Origin of the sequence: Algoriphagus formosus (assembly GCF_002807035.1) — a bacterium.
Lineage (GTDB): Bacteria > Bacteroidota > Bacteroidia > Cytophagales > Cyclobacteriaceae > Algoriphagus > Algoriphagus formosus.
Genome location: NZ_NIUC01000003.1, coordinates 25,148 through 41,768, shown reverse-complemented (window position 1 = coordinate 41,768; position 16,621 = coordinate 25,148). Strand labels below are relative to the sequence as shown.

The window sequence follows — 16,621 nt, the reverse complement described above, 5'->3', positions numbered from 1 at the left end:
TTGGTGCGCACGAGAGGATTCGAACCTCCACACAACTTAATGCACCACCCCCTCAAGATGGCGTGTCTACCAGTTTCACCACGTGCGCGGTTAAGGTTTGCAAAAGTAGAAAGCTGAAGTCTTCGATGCAAACAGATTTCTAGCTTTTGCAAAAATATTTTTAGCCGTAAACCTTTCGCTCGGCCGCCAAAAGCGTATTGTAAAGCAAAGAAGCAATGGTCATTGGCCCTACTCCTCCCGGCACTGGTGTGATGGCCGAGGCTTTTTCAGCCACTTCATCAAACTTCACATCTCCGATCAACCGGAATCCAGATTTCTTGCTGGAATCCTCCACTCGGTGAATTCCCACGTCAATGACCACAGCACCAGGCTTGACCATATCTGCCGTAACAAACTCAGGCTTCCCTAATGCCACGATCAAAATATCAGCAGTTTGTGCAATTTCCTTCAAGTTTTGGGTTCGGCTGTGAGTCAAGGTAACAGTAGCATTCCCTGGATACCCGTTTCTAGCCATCAAAATACTCATGGGACTACCTACAATGTGACTCCTGCCGATAACCACACAGTGCTTTCCGGAAGTTTCGATTTGGTATCGCTTGAGCAATTCAACGATTCCATATGGAGTTGCAGCAACGTATGCCGGCCAGTTCAAGGCCATTCTTCCCACATTCGCAGGCGTGAAGCCATCCACATCCTTTTCAGGCTTGATCTTATCAGTCACCTTTTCAACAGAGATGTGCTTGGGAAGCGGAAGCTGTACAATCAATCCATCGATATCCGGATTCTCATTGATTTCCTCCACCTTGGCCAAAAGTTCCTCTTCAGAAACTGTGTCTTCCATTCTCACCAAAGTAGACTCAAAACCTATTTCATGACATGCTTTCACTTTGGCACCCACGTAGGTTTGGCTCGCACCGTCATTTCCCACCAAGATTGCAGCCAGATGAGGAATTTTTCCTCCTTCCGATTTGATTTCCGCAACTCGTGCTGCTATTTCATTTTTAATGTCTTGTGAGGTTTTTTTACCGTCGATGATTGTAGGCATAGGTCGTATGTAGGTTTTGAACTTCGAAATTCATCATTCGATGTTCATCATTCGATATTTAATTATTATTTCGTTCAGCAGTTTCTATACTTTTCACAAAGATTGAAATCAATTGGTTACACTCGTTTAAGAGTTTTTTGATTTCTCCTTTATCAAGATGCAAAATCGATTTTTCAATTATTTTGATTGCAACTCTAGTTTCTCTTAATTCTTTAAGGACTATTTTCAGTTTATGGATAAAATCCCTTCTTGATTCTCCAGATTGTGCTTCACCATAATTTAAGGCTGGAGAGGTCCCACTTCGTAAAAGCTGATTTGCCAAATGGTTCCCAGCTTTTGAATTAACCATTGAGTCCGTGAAAGCTATGATTGAGGCAGCAAAATCTATCAAACGCTCTTCCAAATCATATTTTCTTTCCATAACAAGTATCTAATGAGGCAATCTCAAACCTTATTTTATATTTCCACCATCCAATATTTATAAATAATGAATGATGAACATCGAATGTCGAACGCTGAAGTTTAGAAATCGCACTTCGTATTTCTTACTACGTACTTCTAATCTAGCTTTAACACTGCCATAAATGCCTCCTGAGGAACCTCTACATTGCCGACTTGTCGCATGCGTTTCTTTCCTTTTTTCTGCTTTTCGAGGAGTTTTCGCTTTCGGGAGATATCACCACCATAGCACTTCGCCAACACGTTTTTACGGAGGGCTTTTACAGTTTCCCGGGCGATGATTTTCGTTCCGATTGCGGCTTGAATAGCAATCTCAAACATTTGACGAGGCACCAATTCCTTCAGCTTCTCACACAGACGCTTGCCCCATTCATAGGCCTTGTCCCTGTGGACGATTGCCGAAAGGGCATCAACTGGCTCGCCGTTAAGCATGACATCCAGACGAACCATATGCGAAGGCTGATAACCTTTTAATTCATAATCCAAGGAAGCATAACCTCTTGAGATGGTCTTCAACTTATCGAAAAAGTCAAACACAATCTCTGCCAGAGGCATGTCAAACTGTAATTCTACCCGCTCAGAAGTCAGGTAGACTTGATTTTTGATCTGTCCACGCTTTTCCATACAAAGCTGAATCACCGGCCCCACATAATCCGAGGCGGTAATGATGGATGCTTTAACAAAAGGTTCTTCGATATGCTTGAACCTGGTAGGATCAGGCATATCAGATGGTGCATTGATTACTTGGTAGGTATCATCAGTCATCAGTGCGCGGAACTGAACCGAAGGCACGGTGGTAATCACCGTCATGTCAAACTCCCGCTCCAAACGCTCCTGCACGATCTCCATGTGCAGCATTCCTAAGAATCCGCATCGGAATCCAAAACCTAGGGCCGCAGAAGTCTCAGGTTCCCATACTAGCGATGCATCATTTAGCTGCAACTTCTCCATGGAAGCTCTCAATTCCTCAAATTCCGTGGTATCTACCGGATAAATTCCCGCAAAAACCATCGGTTTCACATTTTCGAAACCTTGAATAGCCTTATCACAGGGACGCTTGGTGTGGGTAATGGTATCCCCCACTTTTACTTCTTTGGCTACTTTAATTCCAGAAATCAAATACCCAACGGTACCCGCACCCATTTCCTGCTGAGGGATTTGGTTGAAACCTAAAATGCCGATTTCATCAGCTTCATATTCCCTGCCGGTGTTGACAAATTTAATTTTCTCTCCCTTGCGAAGCGTTCCATTGAAGATTCGGAAGATTACTTCGATTCCCCGGAAGGAATTGTAATGCGAATCAAAAATCATCGCCTGAAGCGGAGCTTCTGGGTCGCCTTTGGGAGCAGGAACTTTCTCTACTACGGCATTCAAAATATCCTCAATACCGATTCCCTCTTTGCCGGATGCCAAAATGATATCTTCCCGATCACAACCGATCAGATCGATGATCTCATCAGCCCGAAGTTCCGGATCAGCACCTGGCAGATCTATTTTATTGAGAACTGGAATGATTTCCAGATCATGACCCATAGCCAAGTACAAATTAGAAATCGTCTGAGCTTCAATTCCTTGCGAAGCATCCACAATCAAAAGTGCTCCTTCACAAGCTGCGATCGAACGCGACACTTCGTAGGAAAAATCCACGTGTCCCGGGGTATCGATCAAATTGAAGGTGTATTCCTCCCCCTTGTAAGGATATTTCATCTGAATAGCGTGCGACTTGATCGTAATCCCTCGCTCTCGCTCCAGATCCATGTCATCCAACAACTGGTCCTGCATTTCCCGATCACTCACCGTATTGGTGAACTGCAACAACCTATCCGCCAACGTACTCTTCCCATGATCAATGTGGGCGATAATACAGAAATTTCGAATGTTTTTCATAAGCATTTGTGCCGCAAAAGTAGGGAAAAAGAAGGAGAAAATCCCTTGAACCTAATTGAAATAGCTAAACAGTAAATTGGTCGGAATGTTAAAAGATTTGTCTTTCAAAGATACTCTTCACTTCGTTCAGAAAGATATGCCTTCGGCAAGATAAAAGGCGAAATATATCCGCGAAGCTATCTTCCCTATCTTACGAAGCCTATCTTAAATTATCTGCGAAGCTATCTTCCCTTATCTGGGCGTAGCCTTATCTTAAACTATCTGCGGAGCTTTCTTCCCTTATCTGGGCGTAGCCCTATCTTAAACTATCTACGAAGCTTTCTTTTCTTAATACTTACCTTTGTGAAATAATAAAATTAACGCCATGCAATCCATCGCCGAATCAAAAAAGTCTCAAAACATCGCCGAATACATCATCTACCTCTATCAGCAGGAGGATTTAATCCGCTCTTTCCAAGGGAATCTGGAGGAAATCCGACAGTATGTCGTGGCTCACTTTCCGGTAGAAGAAATGGAGAAAGAAGGGATCTTTAACTGGTATCGGGAATTGAAAAATCAGATGGAAAAAGAAGGAATTATGGAGAAAGGGCATTTGGAGGAAACCCAAAAACTAGTCAAGGAACTCTCGAAAATCCACTGGCAGCTATTGAAAACGGACAAAACCTATTTTGAAAGCTATCAAAAAGCTAAACCCTACATCCTCCAAGCTGTGATGGAAGCTGAAGGACAAGACCTTGGGAATGAAATCCAAATCTGCCTGAACGGAGTCTATGGACTCTTACTTTGTCGACTTTTGGGAAAGAAAGTATCGGAAGAGCAACTGAAATCCGCGGAGGCTTTTGGGGAAGTTTTGAGTCTCTTGAATTTGGTCTATCAGCAGGAAAGAATTTCGAGGAATTGAGCTTGATTGTAACAAAGGAAGAACTTGTCCGCCGCGGATTGAAAGATTTGAAAATTACCTATCAACTCTTTCAATCCTCCATAAACTCCCACACACTTCGATAGCCACCTTTTTCCTCAAAATAACCCAGTAAAGAATCAAAGAAGGAGTTGCTAGCCAAGGTACTGCTGTCTCCGATCAGGACCAACTTACGCTTGGCTCGGGTCAGGGCCACATTCATCCGGCGCTCATCGGCTAGAAAACCGATCTCTCCACGCTCATTGGATCGAGTCAGGGAAATCAGCATCAAGTCCCGCTCTTGCCCCTGAAATCCATCTACGGTATCAATGGTAATCAAATCGGCAAAGGCTTTTAAGTTTGGAAAATCAAAGCTCTCAAAAATCAAGGCACGTAAGTAACGGACCTGTGCTGAATAGGGCGCAATCAAACCGATAGTCCAGCCATTTTCCTTGAATGTTGAAATTCCGATTCGTTTGATCAATTCATTCAAATACTTGCAGGCGAATAAGGCTTCCTCAGGATTGAATGTACTGAGACTTTCCTCCTCTTGCCGATCGGTATAGCCAGCACCTGCCGTATCAATCCATTCCAAGATTGCTTCATTTTCAAAGAAATGCTGCTCTGTGTTTTCAGCTGCCTGTAATTTACCCTGATAGAAGTACTCATTCGAAAAGCCCATGATTTCGGCTTTCATCCGGTATTGCACTTGCAGGAGTTCGGCAACTTGTGACTTCCGTTGAATGACCTTTTCCATGAGTGTAATGGCCAATCCTTCCTTGGCAGCTTCATAGGATTTTATCGTGGGGGGGAGTTGCAAATGATCTCCAGCGAAGACGACCTTTTTTGCTTTCAAAATCGGAATCCAAGTAGCCGCTTCCAATCCTTGAGCGGCCTCATCGATAAATACCACATCGAAATTCATTCCTTTCAAGTGATAAGATGAAGCCCCTACGAGCGTACTGGCAAATACTTGGGTCCTTTGAAAAATATCGAAGGAAATATACTCCTCCAGATGCCTGGCAGCTTCGCGGATTCGCCCCACCTCATCAAAAAGTAATTTCCGCTGTCGGCGTTCCTCCGGTCCAAAGTTTCGTTTGTATTGCTTGGCGAGCTTGAGGTACTGATCGATTTCCTTCCGAAGCTTTTTCAGATCACGATAGCTTTCATGGTTGGCCGTTTTAGCATCCAGTGTTTGGTTGAGAATCTTTTCCTCCACTCGGGCAGGATGACCCAATCGCAAAGTTTGGATTCCGGAATCAGTCAGCTTTTCGACTAAAAGGTCAACAGCTGCATTACTAGGGGCACAGACTAGGATAGAAAGCCCCTTTTCAGCGGCTTCAGTGATGGCTCGAATTAATGTAGTGGTTTTACCCGTTCCCGGAGGACCATGGATGATGGCCACATCTTTTGCTTGGGCTATTTTTTGACAAGCTTGATTTTGGGAAAAATTCAAGTGCTCGGACGCCCTCCTTGACAAATCGCTGAAGGCAGCAGCTCGATCTCCAATTAAAATTTCTCTTAGCTCTTTGAGTCGTTGATTTTCTGGAGAAATCACTTTTTTCAAGGCAAACTCCATTTCCCGATAGCTCGCCTCATCAAAGAGCAAATCCACCCCCAGGCGACTGCTGTCCATCCATTCCGGCAACTCATCCGCCTGAAGAGTGACAATCATGCTATCCTTTCTGACCTGATTGATCACGCCATTGATTCGATATTCTGAAGAGGCATATCCCTCATGAGTGGAGAAAAACGCAACGGATTTTCCGGATTGAAAGGCAGAGTTTTGATTGGAGTCCAGTCTTTCAATTTCCACCAAAAGCCGCTCCCCCATTCCGATTTTAGCCTTCTTGACCTGAATGGGATGCCAAGTAATGCCTTCCTTTTTCTTATCCGCGAGGGAGGTATTCAGAAACTTTTTCTTGTATTGAGCCAGATCTTCTTGCCATTCCTGCTTCAAAAGTTTCAGACCTTTTCTTAATTCCTCCGTGACTTTGTCCATCAATCCGTATTTTGTGGACGAAACTAATCAAAAGCTATAGAGTTTCCTTTTTTTACATCCCTCATGAATTTTCTAGCACATGCTTTTCTGTCCTTTGATCAAGAAAAAATTCTTGTTGGGAATTTTATCGCAGACTTTGTGAAAGGCAGGCAAATTGAAAACTTCGAGGAGGAAATCAAGCGAGGCATATTTCTCCATCGCGAAATAGACCTGTTCACCGATTCTCACCCTTTGGTCAAAGCAGGGCAATCTTATCTCCGACCCAAATTTGGACACTATTCCACGGTGATTACGGACGTATTCTTCGATTATTTTTTGATCAAAAACTGGTCAGAATTTTCAGCTTCAACTGTTGAAGACTTTATCCAAAAAACCTACGATACCCTCGATCGTCACGAGGACATCTTTCCGGAGCGCTTTGCCAATATGTATTATTGGATGAAAAAGGACAATTGGCTCCTGCACTATGGGGAAGTGGAAGGTATCCGGCGCTCACTGACCGGAATGGCCAAACGCACCCGATTTGACTCCAAAATGGAGCAGGCACATCTGGCTTTGATCGAATTTGAAGATGAATTTGAGGTGATATTTTTCGCTTTTTTCAGAGAATTAGAGACTTTTGCCAGACAAAAACTCAGCGAACTAGCCAGTCACTCATGATCGTCATCAAACCAAAAATATCCACTTATTTTTCACTCAGCTTAATTGTAGTTGCCTTGCTGACCGGCTTGATCTTCATTTTACGGGATTTTGCCTACAAAGGAAGCTTTGGGCTTTGGTTTTACCTGATCGCGGCGTCTTTGATCACGTTGGTCCTGCTGATGCTTTTGGTGAAAATGATGGCAGGCTTTCGATTTATCACCGCAGGCAGGGATCAAATCATCGTGAAGCTACCACTTAGAGGCTTTCAGAAAGCTTATCCAATCGGCGATATCCTGGTTTGGGAAGAAGAAGTGGTGGTAGCGAACAAAAAAGAATTCAGGCAAATGACCGTTGCTTTCTCAGATCAGCAATCCATCAGTATCTCCAATCATGAGCACGAAGCCTACAGTGAACTGGTCAAATACCTTCGTAAAAAAGCCGGTAAAAAAGAGATTAAAAACAAAAAAGCCTGATTGCTCAGGCCTTTGGTTATCGTTGATTTCGGAAATGCTTATCGTAAAGTTCAATACTTTCATTGATAATTCGGATCGCATCTTCTTTTCCTAAGAAGTCCTCCACTTTCACTTCCTTGTTTTCAAGCTTTTTGTAATCCTCGAAGAATCGGTGTACCTCCTTCATCAAATGCGGAGGAAGCTCATCGATGTCATTGATATAATTCACAGATTGGTCACCCGCAGCTACTGCGATGATTTTATCATCCGCTTCTCCTCCATCGACCATTCGCATCACTCCGATCACTTTTGCCTCCACCAAGCACATCGAAGGAATATCAATCTGAGAAATAATCAGGATATCCAAGGGGTCATGGTCCTCACAATAGGTCTGTGGAATAAATCCATAATTTGCCGGATAATGAACAGCGGAAAAGAGAACTCTATCGAGCATTAGCATTCCGGACTTTTTGTGTAGTTCGTATTTCCCTTTACTTCCTTTAGGGATTTCCACTACGCCCATTACCTGTTCGGGAGCGCCTTTACCGATGTTTACATCATGCCAAGGATTAATCATAATATGTGTTTTTTGTTGGAAAAAATTATCGCAACAAAGATAGGCTTTCATGGCCAAAAGGCCAGCAAGAATTACGAATTCAAAGAAGGGAGCACCACTCTGACCGTAGTTCCCTCATTCAAAATAGATTCTAACTCTACCTTTCCGCCCAATTGCTCCACTGCCTCTTTGACCATGTACAGGCCTAAACCAGTACCTACATTTTGCTGCGTTGCGCGGGTAAAAAGATTAAATACTTCCGGATGATGACGGTCTTCGATGCCGATACCATTATCCTCGAGCATGACGATAGCTTCACCATCTCGAACATCTATCGTAAGTGCGATTCGCTTTTCCCCATGCTCGTTTTTCATAAACTGAACCGAATTGGAGAAGAGATTATTTAAAATTACTCGGATTTTAGAATCGTCTGAGAAAAAGGGTTCCTCTTGGTTGACCTGTAATTCCACGTGAAAATGTGAAAGATCAAACTTGGCTCTGTAAGCTTCCATTTGCTGATTGACCACTTCTTTGAAGTCAATCTGAGTGATTTTATGATCGATTTTAGTGGATCGATAAAAATCCAGCATCTTATAGATGAAGTCATCCAACTTAGTCGTGGCTGTATCGATCATGTCAAAAAACTCTAAGACATGTGGATCTTGAATTTCCATTTTGGCAAGCTTAGAAACGCCCGAAATACTCATCAAAGGCCCTCTAAGCTCATGAGAAAGACTATAGACAAACTGGTTCATTTCTGTATGCAGTTTTTCCAGTTTGATGTTTTTTTCCTTCAACTCTCTCCGCATGAAAAAGATGTCCGCTGCGTTTTTGATCGAGTTTTTGATCTGCTCGATATTCCAAGGCTTGTCTATGAAACGATAGACCTCACCTTTATTGATCGCATCAATGACGGAGGCAATATCTGAATAGCCTGTCAGCAAAATCCGCACAGGGTCCGGATTGATTTCGATCATTTTCTCAAAAAATTCTGTACCTGTCATTCCCGGCATCCGCTGGTCAGCAATGACAACATGAATTTCTTCTTCCTGAACGATCTTTAATCCTTCGAAGGCATCGATGGCTGTAAAAATCTTAAAGTCTTTTCGAAGGGTAGCGCGGAACGATTTGAGGTTATTGTCCTCATCGTCAATATAAAGTACCCGAATATCACTGCTATTCATTCTTGCTGTTACTTTGGTAGGTGGGTAGCGTAATGATAAAAGTTGTGCCCTGACCGACTTCGGTATTTACCTCCATCGTGCCCTTATGGTTCTCAATAATAGAATAAACTATTGAAAGCCCCAAACCTGTACCTCTCCCTACTGACTTGGTTGTAAAAAAAGGTTCAAAAATACGTTCCTTCACATGCTCAGGCATACCCGGACCGTTGTCTTCGATCTCCACTACCACAGAGTCTCCCAGTGAACGGGTACGTATTTCTATTTTTGGATCTTTGATCGTATCGATATGATCACTCAAGGCATGAACAGCATTATTGATAATGTTCATAAATACCTGATTAATCTTACCTGCCAAGCACTCGACCATTGGGAGCTCTCCGAAATCCCGAACGATGCGAATTTTGCCTGGAATAGAACTATTTAGAAGGATGATGGTACTATTGATACCATCGTGAAGGTCCACTTTTTTGACATCCTGCTCATCCACACGAGAAAAGAGTCGAAGACCTTTGACTATTTCAACCGTACGTTTTGCCCCTTCTTCCATCCCTTTCAGCAATTGATCTACTTCCTCAAGGACATAATCAAGCTCAAGCTCCTCCTCCAGGTCCGCAGCCTTCTTTTTAGATTCAGGAGCGAATTCCGATTGCCCTGTTGTTCGATAAAAATCAATCACCTCCATAATATCATTGATATCACGTTTTAGAGGTGTGATGTTAGAACTCACGAAATTGATTGGGTTATTGATCTCATGGGCAATACCTGCAGTAAGCTGACCTAGCGAGGCCATCTTCTCCTGACTGACCAATTGACTTTGAGTGCTCTGCAGGTTTCTCAAAGCCTGCTCTAGTTCATCTGTACGAACCCGTACTTTTTCTTCCAAAAGGGTATTTTGCTCTCGGACCAGTTCTTCATTTTGCTTCAATACTTTCAGTCGCTCAGCCTGCTCTTCTTCCTTCTCCTTCTTGAGGATGTTGATTTTGTCAGCAAGAGCGAAGGAGAGTAAAATGGCCTCAAATGTCGAACCAACTGTAAAAACATAGTTTGTTACAAAAATATGAGGTAAAATATTCAAATCTGTTAACAAAAATATAACCATGCTGCATATCAGCAGGAACCAAGAAAGAAGAAAAAACTTAGCTGGTCTATATCCTTTTTTAAGGCTATAGAAGGAGATACCAAGTAAGAAGAGTGGCACAATCCCGAGAAAAACCTGAAGGAATCTGAACTTTAATTGCCCAATACCTAAGTCGAATAGGAAGGAAAATAAAATGAAAAAGTAAATAGTAATTACTATTCGCCCTACATTAAATATTTTTTTATTAAACTCTTTGATTTTTAAAAATTTCAAAGAATAATAAATTCCAACAATATTCACTAATGATGTGCTAATATAAAAACTGTAATTCCTCATAAAAACACTATTAGGCCACAAATATGTGTCAATGTACCCTCCTAAAATCCCCTGAGTCATTCCTACAAAAAAGATATAAGATATATATAAACCATATAAGTTATCCTTCGTCGATACCCATAGAAATAAGTTATAAAAAAACATTGCGAAAACAACTCCGAAATAAATACCGAAAAATAAATTCCTCTCATCAATGGTCAAAAACTCATCCTTATCAGATAAAATCTCGATGGGCACGTTAATATTACCAAAACCTGAAATCTTTAGATAAAAAATATCTGAATCAAAATTAGAAACATCTATTATATTAAAGAATGTTGTATAGGAGTCATTCGAAAAGTTTAATCTTCCAACCTGATTTATAAATTCACCATTTTCATCGTAAAGCTCTACTGTATTGAGCATTGGATTTGGAACAGAAAGGAACTTTTGATCGAAAACTTTATTTCTCAACTCTAACTTAACCCAGACCGGATCATCAAGATAGCCAAGCGACAAGTAATTATCCTCTTCCTTGGTAAACTCATTTGAATCAAGTTCCAAAACGTCCTTTATGTCATTATATCTCCCATCAGAATATATCCAACTAACAGAATTTATATCATTATTATTATCTACAACACAAGAAAATAATATTGGAATTATTAGAAAAATCCAAAGTAGCCGTCTTTTCATTCTATATATGAAGTATATTCAAGTTTAACGTTTCTCCCTCTGTAGTTTTCCTCAATTAAAAGCCTCTTATTATCTCTTATTTGAAATATAGAATTTCTATGTTCCTCAGAGGTCAAAGGAAGATTTACTGCATCATGAAGTTTCATTGCAGTTGCAATTAGATCTAGTTTAGGATAGTAAAAAGTCCCATTGTTTCCCACCTCAGTCAAAATTTCATACCCCATCTCTAGACCAAGTTTTACTGTAGTTGGGGCAAATAATGCATACAGTGAAGTAAGACCAAGCTTTGGTGTAAGTGCAAGACATGCTTTTGACATAAAAATAGCACCAATACCCAATCCGGTTACGACCCTTGAATTCCAAAGGCCACATATTTCTCCCGTTCCACTGTCTAAATCCTTGCTTATAACATCTTTTATACTACTATCCAGGTCTTCAATGGCTTCAACCATAGGTAATGGAAATTGGGAATTAGCTTTATGAATTCTCGCACCTCCATAAACAAGACCATCTTCTTCATTTTCCACAATTACAACTATAACGTCTGGGTTATTCACCCAATCATTTTTTGCTGAAGTCACCTTTTTGACACCTATACTTTCTAATACCTGTCTATGGCCTTCGATAAACTTTTCACACCTATTTAAATCATCTACAGCCTTAAAGGCGACTAATCGGTACATATTTCTCAGCCAAATATTAAGGTCTCTCTTACATCGCGGCGATAGGAACGCATGCTTGGTTCCCCTGCGAAATTTAGCCTAAACATAAAAATTTCCTCCATTCCATTTTCTATCTGGAATAATTTTCTGAGAGTTTCATGGTGTTTTTTGATGATTTGCTCTTCCTTCTCAGTAAAGCCATGATCCTTCTCGCGATTCACTCTATGAAAAATAAAAAGCGAAGCGGTAACAGGCTGAAAACTCATCCCCATCATATTAGATTTTACCCAAATTCGCTGTAGTATTCTACCGGCTTCCAAAACATAGGAGGCTGTATATTTTTTGCTTTGCAAAAGGAAAATAGCAGAACTTGCCATCAAGGTCGAATGACTGATTTTAGTCAAGCCGTAGCCCATCAAAAACTTTCTGAAGAACTTCACTGTGCGAGGATCCCGAAGCAAGCCCATTGCAGCTTTCTCTGTACCGGAAAGTTCCAAAGTGGCTATATCTATTCCGTCACTACTCTCTTTTGCCTCTTTGTCATTCCACCTCAGTTCGTGGATGAAATCCTGCAAACCCTGCTGATGAAACAACCTCATCCTATCCATTCCACCCAAGATCTCTGAAAGCCTCTCTAGTTCCTGTTCCTCTTCCAGATAATCCAACTTCAGACCTTCTGATTGTATCAGATCAAAAACCATCTGAATTTGTTCTGGAGTCAGATTTTCCTTTTTAGTGTTTTTTCGATTTGTACACCGAATTCTCACCCCTTCATACAAGTCAAGGTGAGGAATATCAATACTTTGATTCTGTTTACTCACAAACCTGATACTAGCTATCAGATCATCTTCAAAGCTTTGGACCTGATCAATTATATCAACCTCAAAACCATGCTTTCCACAGTAAATCCTTAAATTTTCAAGAGCAGAACCAAAAGCGATCAATGAGCCAGTACCCTTGTAATCCAAAAGTGAATGACTTCGCTCTCTATCGTGGAAAAGGTGCAAAACTCCTTTTTGATCCATCACCCAAACCCAGGGTTGAATATTTCCTCCGGAAGGCGCCAAATTTGCAAAAGAGAGCATTTCAAGAAGCTCTTCCTCTGATGGTTTGTACCCTGAAGGCAGGATATTATTGGGTAAAGAGGCTAAGAAATCACGGTTTTTGACAGGTATTGATTGATATGGGGCAGCATCCTCAGTCATTTCTATTTGGACAAGTTCATCCAAGTCCACATAGAATCTTCCCGATTTCACTTCGTCTTCGAGGAGAAGTTTACGACCGACATGTGCAACTGAAGCTCCACCTAAGAAAACTGCTGAAGCTAATTGTGGCCAACTGGAAATGGTCTGTCCTACTTCCAAAAGAGATGCTTTCATCCGGGGAGAAAGTGTCTCAATCCCGGTAATTTTCAATCCTATGCCTACTTTTTGCTGATTACTCAGTCCCTTGAGAGAACCCATTTCTAAATTCCCCATCATCCCATGGAAAATCGGTCTATCAGGCTCCAAATCGAAACGCTCAATGTCTAGCATACCTCTATCTGAAGTTTCCATCAGAACAGGAATTTTCTTTGCACGAGCTTTCTCTCTGAGGAGAACTTTCACATCCAAGCTATCGCATTCGTCAATGAGCAAGTCGAGTCCACCATCTGAATCTAAAAAGTCTTCAACATTTTCTTCTGTAATTCCATCCCTGTAAAGTGTAAGCTTTAAGTAAGGATCTATCTCAGATATCGCTCTAGCCGCGATCACTACTTTTTCCTGACCCAAACTAGTCAAACTAGCATTGATCCGATTGAGATTACTAAGCTCCAGGGTATCAAAATCTGCAAGACGCATTTCTCCACAACTTCTCTCAAGAGCCATGGCAATTGCGACACTTTGCCCTACTGAAAGCCCGACAATTCCAATTTTCTTTGTTCCAAGTTCGGATTGTTCTTCCGGAGTGATTTTGTAATTATTCCTAACCGTCCTGATCTTAATGAAATCCTCTTCTTCCAATAAGTGGACAATTGTATTTTTCCAAGGATAGTAAACCCAGTTACCAAAATCATCCTTTATCCTATCTCTAAAAAAGTTTTCAACCTCGACATCCAGTTCGATTTCAGTAAAGGTGCGTGTTGGACTATTCGCCTTTATCAAATCTTTGACCTGACTTTCAATTTGATCAACTACCTGAATATGAGGAGAATCCAATAACCCTATAAACTCTTCCTTTTGAGAAGAAATTCTTGGGTCAAGGATGATAGGATAGGCCCGTGCTTCCAGATCTATTTTGGGTGAATATAGCATGAAATAGGCGCAAATAGGGTGATGTGCTTTGTAAAGTTAGTTTTTGATTTTAATTCTCAAATGTATTTTTAAATTATTTTTTTATGAATCATATAATTAGTCACTATAATTAATAAAAACGCATTTTGTTTTTATTTTGAATATTAGCTTTTCAAAAAATGTATATAATTAAGTATTCTCATTCTCTGCAGGTTATTGACACCCTTGGTGAAAAATGAATTCTGGCATATTGAAGAAATTCAGGAATAGTAGAAAATCCAGATCACTTTGTTTGTTTTTCATCGAAAAAAACAATTATTTCGGTTTCAAATATCTGGACCCAAATCGGGTGTAAAATGGAAGAAACCAAAAAAGACGAAAAAATCCGGATTTTATACGTAGACGATGAGGAAAACAACCTCCAGGCGTTTCGAGCTACATTTAGAAGGGATTATAAAATTTTTATTGCCATTTCTGGAGAAGAGGGAAGAAAAATCCTGGAACAGGAAGACATAGAAATTATTATTACCGATCAACGGATGCCTGAAGAAACAGGAGTTGAATTTCTGGAGTCTATCATCCCTCATTATCCAAGCCCGATAAGAGTTCTTTTAACCGGATACACTGATATTCAGGCGGTAATTGATGCTATCAACAAAGGTCAAGTTTACCACTACCTCACTAAACCTTGGGAAGAGGATTACCTCAGAACTGTCATTAAAAATGCTTACGAAGTCTTTTCCCTTCGAAGAGAAAACGAGCGATTGACCCAGGCGCTGATAAAAGCAAATGAGCAACTGGAGTTCCTTTTAAGGCAAAATCTTCTTAGCTAATCAATACCTCGCTGCTAAAAGTAGCTGTAATTCCTTATGAGTGAGATCAAATCTTTTGGCTAAATAAGCATTGGTCAGGCTACCCCTATAGGTATACACTCCTCTCAAAAACCATCGATAATTAAAAATCATTTCTTCGGGCCCGCCTAAGTCTGCCATTTGTAAGACAATTGGGGTGAAAATATTCGATAAAGAATAAGAAGCTGTTCGGGAAACTCTTGAAGCAATATTTGGCACACAGTAATGAGTCACATCATGTATCTGATAAGTAGGATCTTCATGCGTAGTCATCTTTGAAGTTTCAAAGCAGCCACCTTGGTCAATCCCCACATCGATGATAATGCTTCCATGCATCATATTCGCAACCATTTCTTCACTGACCACGATTTTATTTCTACCTTTCTCAGCTCTTAGAGCACCGATGACTACATCGGCTTCCGAAAGTGCTTGAGTAAGTGTCAAGTTGTCAATAGTTGAGGTGTAAATCTGCTGGCCTAGAAGCTGCTTCAAGCGTCGAAGCTTGTAAATATGATTATCAAAAACCTTGATATTTGCACCTAGTCCTAAGGCTGTTCGTGCCGCATATTCTGCCACGGTTCCCGCTCCGATAATCACCACTTGAGTGGGCGGCACTCCTGTGACACCACCGAGAATCAGCCCTTTACCGTCATTTACACTCGAAAGGTATTCCGCTGCAATCAGCATTACAGTACTTCCGGCTATTTCTGACATAGCCCTGACTACTGGCATCCCTCCTACCTTATCTTCCAGATACTCAAAGGCAATCGCCGTGATCTTCTTGGCATTTAATGCTTCGATGAACTCTTTGTTTTGTCTGGAAATCTGCAACGCTGAAATCAAGCAAGCCCCTAGACTCATCTGCTCTATTTCCTCCAAATCCGGCGCATCAACTTTCAAAACCAACTGAGCCTCTAAGGCCTCCTTGGAAGAATAAACCACTTTGGCACCAGCATCAGAATAATCTTGATCTGTGAATTTGGAAGCTTTCCCCGCACCAGTCTCAATAATGACTTGAAGCCCATTATTACTCAGAAGACCTACCGCCTCAGGGGTCAAAAGTACTCTCCTTTCCTCGGAGGATCTTTCTTTTGGCAAGCCAATCGTGATCGGGTTTTTCCTTTTCTGCACAGCTAAAGGGGCTTCTTTTGGTATCAATCCCACGGCTGCTATTTCTTTAATTTCGCTAGGCATTATGGAAATGTTCTAGGGTTATTTTTCGGGTTTGTGTATCTAGATAAGCTATTTCTATTAAGAAAAACTCATCTGGAAGGTATGGAGCAATCTTTTCTGGCCATTCTATCCAGCAAATATTGCCACTATAAAAATACTCTTCTATTCCGATATCCAAGACTTCATCGGGATCTTCTATTCGGTAAAAGTCAAAATGGTAAATTTCCTCTCCAGTATTTCTTGCATAATGATTGACAAGACCAAATGTCGGACTACTTATCGGATCAACGACATTTAGCTGCTTAGCGATACTCTTGACAAGAGTCGTTTTTCCAGCCCCTATTTCACCTTTGAATACCCAAATTCGTTCCTCTCCTGCCTTATCTACCACCCAAGAGGCGATGTCATCAAGCTGGTCTATTCCGTAAATTTTTGTGTCCAAATCTGA

Annotated in this window: 15 protein-coding genes and 1 tRNA gene; 4 read left to right on the top strand and 12 right to left on the bottom strand. The window is 41.2% G+C overall.

The genetic code is table 11. From position 1 onward, the window contains the following. Position 1: 1 nt before the first annotated feature. From CDH51_RS15630 to lepA, 4 genes are all read right to left on the bottom strand, one after another. Positions 2–88 (bottom strand) — tRNA-Leu (locus tag CDH51_RS15630). A gap of 72 nt (positions 89–160) precedes the next feature. Beyond that, positions 161–1,045 (bottom strand): bifunctional 5,10-methylenetetrahydrofolate dehydrogenase/5,10-methenyltetrahydrofolate cyclohydrolase, encoded by an 885-nt coding sequence (locus tag CDH51_RS15625; protein WP_100629501.1) that lies wholly within the window; start codon positions 1,043–1,045, stop codon positions 161–163. A gap of 58 nt (positions 1,046–1,103) precedes the next feature. Next, entirely contained in the window at positions 1,104–1,466 is a 363-nt protein-coding gene (locus CDH51_RS15620) for a four helix bundle protein (RefSeq protein ID WP_100629500.1), read from the bottom strand. Between the two features lie 137 nt (positions 1,467–1,603). Beyond that, the gene (lepA, locus tag CDH51_RS15615; RefSeq protein WP_317045958.1) at positions 1,604–3,391 is read right to left on the bottom strand and encodes a translation elongation factor 4; all 1,788 of its coding nucleotides are present in this window, start codon (positions 3,389–3,391) and stop codon (positions 1,604–1,606) included. A 364-nt stretch (positions 3,392–3,755) separates the two neighbouring features. On the opposite strand from lepA, the gene CDH51_RS15610 reads away from it, so the two are divergent. Next, a complete protein-coding gene (locus CDH51_RS15610; protein WP_100629498.1) occupies positions 3,756–4,292 on the top strand; it encodes a DUF4924 family protein in 537 nt (178 codons plus the stop codon). 70 nt (positions 4,293–4,362) lie between these two features. Here CDH51_RS15610 and CDH51_RS15605 read toward each other — a convergent pair whose 3' ends face one another. Beyond that, positions 4,363–6,291 carry an AAA domain-containing protein gene (locus CDH51_RS15605; protein ID WP_100629497.1) on the bottom strand — a complete coding sequence of 643 codons (1,929 nt, stop codon included), beginning with the start codon at positions 6,289–6,291 and terminating at the stop codon, positions 4,363–4,365. 63 nt (positions 6,292–6,354) lie between these two features. Between CDH51_RS15605 and CDH51_RS15600 the strand changes: the two genes are divergently transcribed. Together CDH51_RS15600 and CDH51_RS15595 are read left to right on the top strand one after the other, a co-directional pair. After that, positions 6,355–6,951: an acyl carrier protein phosphodiesterase gene (locus CDH51_RS15600; protein ID WP_100629496.1), complete on the top strand. Its 597-nt coding sequence runs from the start codon at positions 6,355–6,357 to the stop codon at positions 6,949–6,951. Then, on the top strand, positions 6,948–7,406 hold the full coding sequence (locus CDH51_RS15595; RefSeq protein WP_100629495.1) for a hypothetical protein: 459 nt from the start codon (positions 6,948–6,950) through the stop codon (positions 7,404–7,406). The genes CDH51_RS15600 and CDH51_RS15595 overlap by 4 nt, the downstream gene beginning before the upstream one ends. A gap of 16 nt (positions 7,407–7,422) precedes the next feature. Here the strand turns inward: CDH51_RS15595 and CDH51_RS15590 are convergent, their stop codons facing one another. From CDH51_RS15590 to CDH51_RS15570, 5 genes are all read right to left on the bottom strand, one after another. Further along, complete coding sequence (locus tag CDH51_RS15590; RefSeq protein ID WP_024283267.1) at positions 7,423–7,962, bottom strand: inorganic diphosphatase; 540 nt, start codon at positions 7,960–7,962, stop codon at positions 7,423–7,425. A 71-nt stretch (positions 7,963–8,033) separates the two neighbouring features. Further along, positions 8,034–9,125, bottom strand: a complete 1,092-nt coding sequence (locus CDH51_RS15585; RefSeq protein WP_100629494.1) for a hybrid sensor histidine kinase/response regulator — start codon at positions 9,123–9,125, stop codon at positions 8,034–8,036. After that, positions 9,118–11,214 carry a sensor histidine kinase gene (locus CDH51_RS15580; protein WP_100629493.1) on the bottom strand — a complete coding sequence of 699 codons (2,097 nt, stop codon included), beginning with the start codon at positions 11,212–11,214 and terminating at the stop codon, positions 9,118–9,120. Before CDH51_RS15580 ends, CDH51_RS15585 begins: the two co-directional genes overlap by 8 nt. After that, positions 11,211–11,897, bottom strand: a complete 687-nt coding sequence (locus tag CDH51_RS15575; RefSeq protein WP_100629492.1) for a hypothetical protein — start codon at positions 11,895–11,897, stop codon at positions 11,211–11,213. Before CDH51_RS15575 ends, CDH51_RS15580 begins: the two co-directional genes overlap by 4 nt. A gap of 5 nt (positions 11,898–11,902) precedes the next feature. Continuing rightward, positions 11,903–14,170, bottom strand: a complete 2,268-nt coding sequence (locus tag CDH51_RS15570) for an Rv1355c family protein (RefSeq protein ID WP_100629491.1) — start codon at positions 14,168–14,170, stop codon at positions 11,903–11,905. Positions 14,171–14,505: 335 nt separating this feature from the next. Between CDH51_RS15570 and CDH51_RS15565 the strand changes: the two genes are divergently transcribed. Next, positions 14,506–14,982 (top strand): response regulator, encoded by a 477-nt coding sequence (locus CDH51_RS15565; RefSeq protein ID WP_026944661.1) that lies wholly within the window; start codon positions 14,506–14,508, stop codon positions 14,980–14,982. On the opposite strand, the gene CDH51_RS15560 is transcribed toward CDH51_RS15565, so the two are convergent. After that, entirely contained in the window at positions 14,983–16,194 is a 1,212-nt protein-coding gene (locus tag CDH51_RS15560; protein ID WP_100629490.1) for an alanine dehydrogenase, read from the bottom strand. It lies immediately after the preceding gene. Next, positions 16,187–16,615: a tRNA (adenosine(37)-N6)-threonylcarbamoyltransferase complex ATPase subunit type 1 TsaE gene (gene tsaE, locus CDH51_RS15555; RefSeq protein WP_100629852.1), complete on the bottom strand. Its 429-nt coding sequence runs from the start codon at positions 16,613–16,615 to the stop codon at positions 16,187–16,189. The genes CDH51_RS15560 and tsaE overlap by 8 nt, the downstream gene beginning before the upstream one ends. Positions 16,616–16,621 lie beyond the last annotated feature (6 nt).

Bases quoted from the DNA above. Each gene is read 5' to 3' on its own strand.
- CDH51_RS15625 (WP_100629501.1), bottom strand. From the start codon at position 1,045: ATGCCTACAATCATCGACGGTAAAAAAACCTCACAAGACATTAAAAAT.
- CDH51_RS15620 (WP_100629500.1), bottom strand. From the start codon at position 1,466: ATGGAAAGAAAATATGATTTGGAAGAGCGTTTGATAGATTTTGCTGCC.
- lepA (WP_317045958.1), bottom strand. From the start codon at position 3,391: ATGAAAAACATTCGAAATTTCTGTATTATCGCCCACATTGATCATGGG.
- CDH51_RS15610 (WP_100629498.1), top strand. From the start codon at position 3,756: ATGCAATCCATCGCCGAATCAAAAAAGTCTCAAAACATCGCCGAATAC.
- CDH51_RS15605 (WP_100629497.1), bottom strand. From the start codon at position 6,291: ATGGACAAAGTCACGGAGGAATTAAGAAAAGGTCTGAAACTTTTGAAG.
- CDH51_RS15600 (WP_100629496.1), top strand. From the start codon at position 6,355: ATGAATTTTCTAGCACATGCTTTTCTGTCCTTTGATCAAGAAAAAATT.
- CDH51_RS15595 (WP_100629495.1), top strand. From the start codon at position 6,948: ATGATCGTCATCAAACCAAAAATATCCACTTATTTTTCACTCAGCTTA.
- CDH51_RS15590 (WP_024283267.1), bottom strand. From the start codon at position 7,962: ATGATTAATCCTTGGCATGATGTAAACATCGGTAAAGGCGCTCCCGAA.
- CDH51_RS15585 (WP_100629494.1), bottom strand. From the start codon at position 9,125: ATGAATAGCAGTGATATTCGGGTACTTTATATTGACGATGAGGACAAT.
- CDH51_RS15580 (WP_100629493.1), bottom strand. From the start codon at position 11,214: ATGAAAAGACGGCTACTTTGGATTTTTCTAATAATTCCAATATTATTT.
- CDH51_RS15575 (WP_100629492.1), bottom strand. From the start codon at position 11,897: ATGTACCGATTAGTCGCCTTTAAGGCTGTAGATGATTTAAATAGGTGT.
- CDH51_RS15570 (WP_100629491.1), bottom strand. From the start codon at position 14,170: ATGCTATATTCACCCAAAATAGATCTGGAAGCACGGGCCTATCCTATC.
- CDH51_RS15565 (WP_026944661.1), top strand. From the start codon at position 14,506: ATGGAAGAAACCAAAAAAGACGAAAAAATCCGGATTTTATACGTAGAC.
- CDH51_RS15560 (WP_100629490.1), bottom strand. From the start codon at position 16,194: ATGCCTAGCGAAATTAAAGAAATAGCAGCCGTGGGATTGATACCAAAA.